This window comes from Salinibacter sp., assembly GCF_036626415.1.
Taxonomy (GTDB): Bacteria; Bacteroidota; Rhodothermia; order Rhodothermales; family Salinibacteraceae; genus Salinibacter.
The window spans coordinates 35335-41568 of sequence record NZ_JAZKRW010000011.1 but is presented as its reverse complement, the minus strand read 5'-3'; the positions used below and the strand labels follow the sequence as shown (position 1 = coordinate 41568).

Genomic DNA, 6234 nt, shown 5'->3' with positions numbered 1-6234 from the left:
GCTCGTGGGGCAGCTTCGTCTCGGAGTAGATGGCCCGGGCCAGCCACAGGGTCGGTTCCTTGAGGTCGATGGGCGCAGCCACCCGGGCGGTGTCGGTCGACCCGACCTCTTGCGGCGCATACGCGGTGCTCAGGCGGTTGACGGAGGCCGCCGCACTGACAGGTCCTTGTTGCTCGACGCACGTGTTCACGTTGGACAGTTCTCTACTCGGCGATTCTGGTCCGGGGTCACGGTCTTCGACCGGAGCGGGCGCAAGCAGAAGAACACCGATGGAGGCGCCGAGAATGGACCTGCGGGCATTCATGCCGTGCGAGGTGCCTTGGCAACAAAACGGGCGGCCCCTGGGCGGGCACGGATGCCGTGTCTCTCCCAGTGCTTCATTTCTGTAGACACACAGAAAACGGGAGACGTAACGTCGCACCATGCTCTTTCACACCTCCTGGACGATATCTAGAGGCTCAGTCGCCGCAAGATTTTTCAGGCCTCCGGAGGGGTATGAGAGGTAATACCATCCATACTCCAGATTCTGCCCGCCGCATGCACAAACGCGATGCTCCAGCTCGCTACGCGCAGTGCCAGTGGGACGCCACCTGCTCCAGGGCCTGCTCGCTCGTGCGACGGTTTCGCGTTTCGATCGAGGACTGGCGGTCCACCTCGAAGTCCTGTTCGGGGTCGTGGAGCGTGGGCGTCAGCGGCTCGTCGAGGCGGTCCTGCCACCGGTCCCGATACGCTCCGGGCAGAGCATCCGGAATCTCGCAGTCCAGCATGACCAGCGCGAGGAGGGCCCAAACCCGCGACACCGCATCGAGCTGATACCCCCCGCCGAGGGTACAGAGCAACCGTCCCCCGGCGTGCTCATCGGCGAGGGCGAGGAGACGACGAAAGATCTTCTCGTAGGCCTGCGTCGTGAGGAGGAGGTCGGCCAGGGGATCGCTGAAGTGGGCATCGGCGCCACACTGCGCCACAATCACGTCCGGCTGAAAGTGCTGCAGGGCGTGGGGCACCACGTGCTCGAACGCATCGAGGTAACTGCCCGATTCGGTAAACGGGGCCAGTGGCACGTTTAGGGCAAAGCCCCTGCCGGGCCCTGCCCCAATGTCCTCGATGTGCCCGGTCCCCGGGAAGAGGGCCCGCCCCGTTTCGTGAAGACTGACCGTGAGCACCCCAGGATCCTCCTCGTGCAGGTGCTGCACGCCGTCCCCGTGGTGCACATCGACGTCCACGTAGGCGACGCGAAGGTCGTGCTCCCGCAGGGCATCGATGGCCACGGACAGGTCGTTGTAGACACAAAACCCAGAGGCCCGCTCTCGATGCGCGTGGTGGAGCCCGCCGCCAAACTGGAGCACGCGGGTCGCTTCCTCATCGGCGATCAAACGCGCCCCGTGAAGCGTGCCCCCCACGAGGCCACGGGTCGCCGCGTCCATGTCCTCAAAGACCGGCACGTCGCCGGTATTGAGCCCGAACGAGCGAGCCTCGGGCGGCGGGGTGCCATCCGACGCCGCCTCCACCGTCTCCACGAACGGCTCGCTGTGCACTCGGCGCACGTCGTTCCGGGTCGCTACCGGGGGCGCCTCAGGGTCGAGCGGGACGCCCAGGGCGTTGAGCAGATCCATCGCCATCTCCTGCCGGACGGGGCTGAAGGGGTGCTCCGGGCCGAAGTCGTACTCGAGGTAGCGGTCGTGGAAAAGAGTCGTAGCCATGCTCGCGAGGCGGACAGCAACAGGATGGTGGGACCGGGCCCGAAATCGGCCGTGGGACCTCAAAGGTAGTCACCACCGGGCCTGTTCGTCAATGAACCCCTCCCGAGCCTGGTCACCGTTCAGGGCTCACGGGTAGGACGAGTCCCATGTCCCTCCAGACATTGTTGGTTGCCGGCCTCCTGCCGCCGGAGCTCGGCTGCGGTTCGGCCGACCCGCCCGACTCGAAAGAGGCGCCAGACGGTCAGTCGAGAAGCGGGGCGAAGGCCTCGTGGACCGCCTGGGGCGGCGAGGTGGGACGCCGCGCCTCGGCGTCCGTGAAGCAGAGCGTGGTGTGCCCGGTGACGAGCGCCTCGTCCTCCCCCTCCCGACGCACCGTGTAGTCGATGGGAACCCGCACCGTGGGCATCTGCTCAAAGTGGGCATCCACGACGAGCTGGTCGTCGTAGCGGGCCGGGCCGTGGTAGTCCACCTCCACGTGCACGACCGGCATGATGATGCCGTCGGCCTCAAGGTCGCGGTACCGCACCCCGGCGTGGCGCAGCGCCTCGGTCCGGGCCACCTCGAAGTAGTCGAGGTAGTGCGTGTGATACACCACACCCATCGGGTCGCACTCCCGATACCGGACGCGATGGGGATGCGAGTATGTGTAGGCCATGGGTGGGCACGGATGCGCGAGGGGACACGAGACCGCGGGAGACGCTAGACCGACGCCGCCATCGGCTCGGCCGACTCGTAGGCCCCCAGGGCATCAAACTTGTCGAGCCGCCGGTCGAGAAGGGTCTGCGGGTCGAGGTCCTCGAGTTCGTTGAGCGCATCGGCCACGGACGCCCCCACGGCCCGGTAGGTCGCCTTCGGGTCGCGGTGAGCCCCCCCGACGGGCTCGGGAATGATTTCGTCGACAATGTCGACCTCCGTGAGGTCCGTGGCTGTGAGTTTGAGCGCCTGCGCCGCGTCCTCCTTATGGTCCCACGAGCGCCAGAGGATCTGCGAGCAGCTCTCCGGCGCGATCACCGAGTACCAGGCGTTTTCGAGCATCAGGGTGCGGTCGCCCAGCCCAACCCCGAGGGCCCCCCCGGACGCCCCCTCTCCAATCACGACGATCACGATCGGTGTCTCCAGGCGGGCCATCTCGAAGAGATTGTGCGCGATGGCCTCGGCCTGTCCCCGCTCCTCGGCCCCCATGCCCGGATACGCGCCCGGCGTGTCGAGAAGCACCACGACCGGCTTCCCAAACTTGGCCGCCATCTTCATGAGCCGCTCCGCCTTCCGGTAGCCCTCCGGGTTGGGCATGCCGAAGCGGCGGTACTTGCGCTCCTTCGTGTCGCGCCCCTTCTGGTGCCCCATAATCATCACGGTGCGGTCGCGATACCCGAAGCGGCTGCCCGTAAACTGCGCCAGCCCCCCGACGATGGACCGGTCGTCACCGAACTTGCGGTCCCCGCGCAGCTCTGTGAAGTCCTCCGTCAGCGCCTCGATGTGGTCCAGCGTGTAGGGCCGCTGCGGGTGGCGGGCAATCTGCACCCGCTGCCACCGCGTCAGGTTGCGGTAGATGGAGGTCCGCAGCTGTTCGACCCGCTCCTCCAACGCCTCGATCTCGTTGGACAGGTCGTCCTGCGTTTCCGCGTTGAGCTCTCGCATCTCGGCGAGCTTGTCCTCGAGCTCAACGAGGGGCTTCTCGAAATCGAGCAGGTGGTCATCGTCGGCCATAGCGGGACAGGTTGGTTTGGGACACGCACCGGTCAGTCCACACAAATAAGCAGTTCGGCGACGGGAATGGCAATAACGCGGGAGGCGACGGCCCCCGGACATACAAAGTTTTCCAGAAGGCCGAGGTCCGCGGATCTGCGCTGCGGCCCTCCGGAACGCGCCCTCGCGGCGACCGTCCGGGTACGTCGCGCTGCCTCCACATCAGTCTCGACGTCCCTTCGTGGCCACCCTCGACGCCCTCCACGAGTATCTTGATACGCTGGTCGACCGGCACGAACGCCCAGCCTTTATCGACGACGATCCCGTTTCCATCCCGCACGCCTTCGACGATCCGCGCGACCAGGAGGTCATCGGGCTCTACGCGGCGCTGCTGGCGTGGGGCCGGCGCGACGTGCTGCTGCGCAAGCTGGAGGAGCTGTGCGAGCGGATGGGACACGCCCCGTACCGCTTTGTTCGATCGTTTGACCCGGCGACCGACGCCGACGCCCTCGACGGGTTCGTGCACCGCACCTTCCAGCCCATCGACGCACGCTGGCTGACGGCCAACCTGAGCGCTGCGCTGGAGCGCCACGAGACCGTGGAGGGCCTCTTCGACGCCCACCGCCCCGACGACCCGGACGGGTCTCCCGTAGCGGCCATGCTGCAGGGCGTGAGCACCACCCTTCTCACGATCCACGACGAGACCCCGCAGCGCCTCCGCAAGCACCTGGCGCGCCCCGAGGCCGGCAGCGCCTGCAAGCGACTCAACATGTACCTCCGCTGGATGGTGCGACCGGGCCCCGTCGACCTCAACCTGTGGTCCATCCTGGACTCGTCCGAGCTGATGCTGCCGGTGGACGTGCACGTGGGCCGACAGGCCCGCGCCCTCGGACTGCTGGAGCGAAAGACGAACGACTGGACGGCGGTCCGCCGCCTCACGGCCATCTGCCGGCACTTTTGCGCGGCGGACCCTGCGCGCTACGACTTTGCGTTCTTCGGGGTGGGGACTCAGGACGAGTCGTTAGACGCCCGCTTTACCGGGGCCAACCGGGTCGATGGGAGCTCCTTGCCCACGCCCCGGTAGTCGCTCTTGTAGTACAGCACCGCGCCCTGGTCCGGTCGCTCCTCCACCTCTGCGACACGGCCGACGTAGAGGCAATGGTCGGCGGCCGGAAGTGAGTCATGCAGCCGGCAGTGGAGCACGGCCGAGCCGCCGTCCAGGATGGGCGTGCCGTGGGGATCGCGCTCGTGGGGCACCGCCTCAAACTGCTCGGGGCCGCTGAGGCCAGGCACGGCAAACTGCTTCGCAAGGTGGGCCTGGTTCTCTCCCAGCACGTGCACCGCAAACCATTCACATGCCTCCATCACCTCAAACATGCGTGAGTCACGGGCCACGTTGAAACTCACGAGCGGCGGGTCGAGCGCGACGCTCGAAAAGGAACCGATGGTGATGCCGCGTACTTCCTGCGGGCCGCGGGCCGTTACCACGACAACAGGCGAGGGCACCCGGCGCATCGAGGCCCGGAATGTGCTTGGGTCTTCGTCGGCCATGAGGAGGAGGGAAACCGGTGTGTGACGCAGGTGCCGCAAGAAGTGCGGGCACTTCAGAAGACGTACGTTGAATGACGCGGGGCGGGGGCCGTTCAGCGCCGACCGCATCCGTTACGAGACTGTACCTCTCACGAGAAGACATCGGACACACGACGGAAGAAGGACTTCTGAGTGTCTTCTTCGGGGGGCTGAGGCTGAAAGTGGTCGTGCTCCTGAAGTTGCTCGAGAAGCTCTTCTTCTTCCGCGGTAAGCTCCTGCGGGGTCCAGACGTGCACCCGGATCATCTGATCGCCCTGTCCGCTGCTCTCCAGGTCGGGAAGCCCGCGGTTCCGCATGCGGAGAATCTTGCCGGCCTGCACGCCGGGATCCACCTCCACGCGGGCCTGCCCCTCCAGCGTGGGGACGTCCACCTCGGTGCCCAGGGCCGCCTCCGGGAAAGACAGGTGGAGGTCGTAGTAGACGTCGAGTCCATCCCGCTCGAAGTGTTCGTGGGGCTCCTCCTCGATCTCGATGCGGAGGTCCCCGGACGGCCCGCCGCGGAGGCCCGCATTGCCGGCGTCGGCGAGGGTGAGATAGTTGCCCTCCATCACGCCCGGCGGCACGTTGATCGAAACCGACTCCTCCCCCTGCACGCGCCCCTCGCCCCCACACTCGTCGCACAGGTTGTCGATGATGCGCCCCTCGCCCTCGCACCGGGGACACGGCTGCACGTTTACCACTTGGCCGAACACGGAGCGCGACACCTGCCGAATCTCGCCGGTGCCGTCACACTTCGGGCACATCGAGAAATTCTGTCCGCCCATGCCGCCCTCGGCGCCGGTGCCGTCGCACGGTTCACACTCCAGGTACTTCTGAAGACGGAGATTCTTTTCGGTGCCCTCCGCAATCTCCTCGAGCGTCAGCGAGAGCGACACGCGAAGGTCGCTGCCCGGACGCCCGCGCCCTCGGTCCGACCGGCCTCGGCCGCGGCCTCCCCCTCGGGCACCGCCGAAGATGTCGCTGAAGGCATCGAAGATGTCCTCGATGTCCTGGAAGCCGCGCCCCCGGCCTCGTCGGCCGCCGCTCGCTCCACTATCGACGCCGTCGTGCCCAAACTGGTCGTAGCGCTGACGCTGCTCCGAGTCCGAAAGCACCTCGTACGCCTCGGACGCCTCCTTGAACTTCTGCTCGGCCTCCGGGTCGTCCGGATTGCGGTCCGGGTGGTACTCCATCGCCTTCTCGCGGTAGGCCTTCTTGATTTCTTTGTCGGAGGCATCTTCGTCGACCCCGAGAATGTCGTAGTAGTCGCGCGGCATGT

At 66.8% G+C, this 6234-nt stretch carries 6 protein-coding genes and 1 pseudogene; 1 reads left to right on the top strand and 6 read right to left on the bottom strand.

Features of this window, described 5'->3' with window-relative positions; translation table 11 throughout:
• From V5A20_RS02815 to V5A20_RS02800, 4 genes and pseudogenes are all read right to left on the bottom strand, one after another.
• Positions 1-304 (bottom strand): annotated as a pseudogene (locus V5A20_RS02815) (hypothetical protein); the annotation flags it as partial.
• Positions 305-563: 259 nt separating this feature from the next.
• The gene (locus V5A20_RS02810) at positions 564-1700 is read right to left on the bottom strand and encodes an acetoin utilization protein AcuC (protein WP_332314599.1); all 1137 of its coding nucleotides are present in this window, start codon (positions 1698-1700) and stop codon (positions 564-566) included.
• A 241-nt stretch (positions 1701-1941) separates the two neighbouring features.
• Complete coding sequence (locus tag V5A20_RS02805) at positions 1942-2355, bottom strand: acyl-CoA thioesterase (RefSeq protein WP_332314598.1); 414 nt, start codon at positions 2353-2355, stop codon at positions 1942-1944.
• 44 nt (positions 2356-2399) lie between these two features.
• Positions 2400-3407, bottom strand: coding sequence for an acetyl-CoA carboxylase carboxyltransferase subunit alpha (locus V5A20_RS02800; RefSeq protein WP_332326666.1), 1008 nt, complete (start codon positions 3405-3407; stop codon positions 2400-2402).
• A 220-nt stretch (positions 3408-3627) separates the two neighbouring features.
• Between V5A20_RS02800 and V5A20_RS02795 the strand changes: the two genes are divergently transcribed.
• A complete protein-coding gene (locus V5A20_RS02795; protein WP_332314596.1) occupies positions 3628-4470 on the top strand; it encodes a TIGR02757 family protein in 843 nt (280 codons plus the stop codon).
• On the opposite strand, the gene V5A20_RS02790 is transcribed toward V5A20_RS02795, so the two are convergent.
• Both V5A20_RS02790 and dnaJ read right to left on the bottom strand, forming a co-directional pair.
• Positions 4395-4937, bottom strand: a complete 543-nt coding sequence (locus tag V5A20_RS02790) for a flavin reductase family protein (RefSeq protein ID WP_332314595.1) — start codon at positions 4935-4937, stop codon at positions 4395-4397. The genes V5A20_RS02795 and V5A20_RS02790 overlap by 76 nt on opposite strands.
• Positions 4938-5065: 128 nt before the next feature.
• Entirely contained in the window at positions 5066-6232 is a 1167-nt protein-coding gene (gene dnaJ / locus V5A20_RS02785; RefSeq protein WP_332314594.1) for a molecular chaperone DnaJ, read from the bottom strand.
• Between the last annotated feature and the right edge of the window lie 2 nt (positions 6233-6234).

Coding starts and splice junctions, on each gene's coding strand:
- V5A20_RS02810 (WP_332314599.1), bottom strand. CDS start 1,700: ATGGCTACGACTCTTTTCCACGACCGCTACCTCGAGTACGACTTCGGC.
- V5A20_RS02805 (WP_332314598.1), bottom strand. CDS start 2,355: ATGGCCTACACATACTCGCATCCCCATCGCGTCCGGTATCGGGAGTGC.
- V5A20_RS02800 (WP_332326666.1), bottom strand. CDS start 3,407: ATGGCCGACGATGACCACCTGCTCGATTTCGAGAAGCCCCTCGTTGAG.
- V5A20_RS02790 (WP_332314595.1), bottom strand. CDS start 4,937: ATGGCCGACGAAGACCCAAGCACATTCCGGGCCTCGATGCGCCGGGTG.
- dnaJ (WP_332314594.1), bottom strand. CDS start 6,232: ATGCCGCGCGACTACTACGACATTCTCGGGGTCGACGAAGATGCCTCC.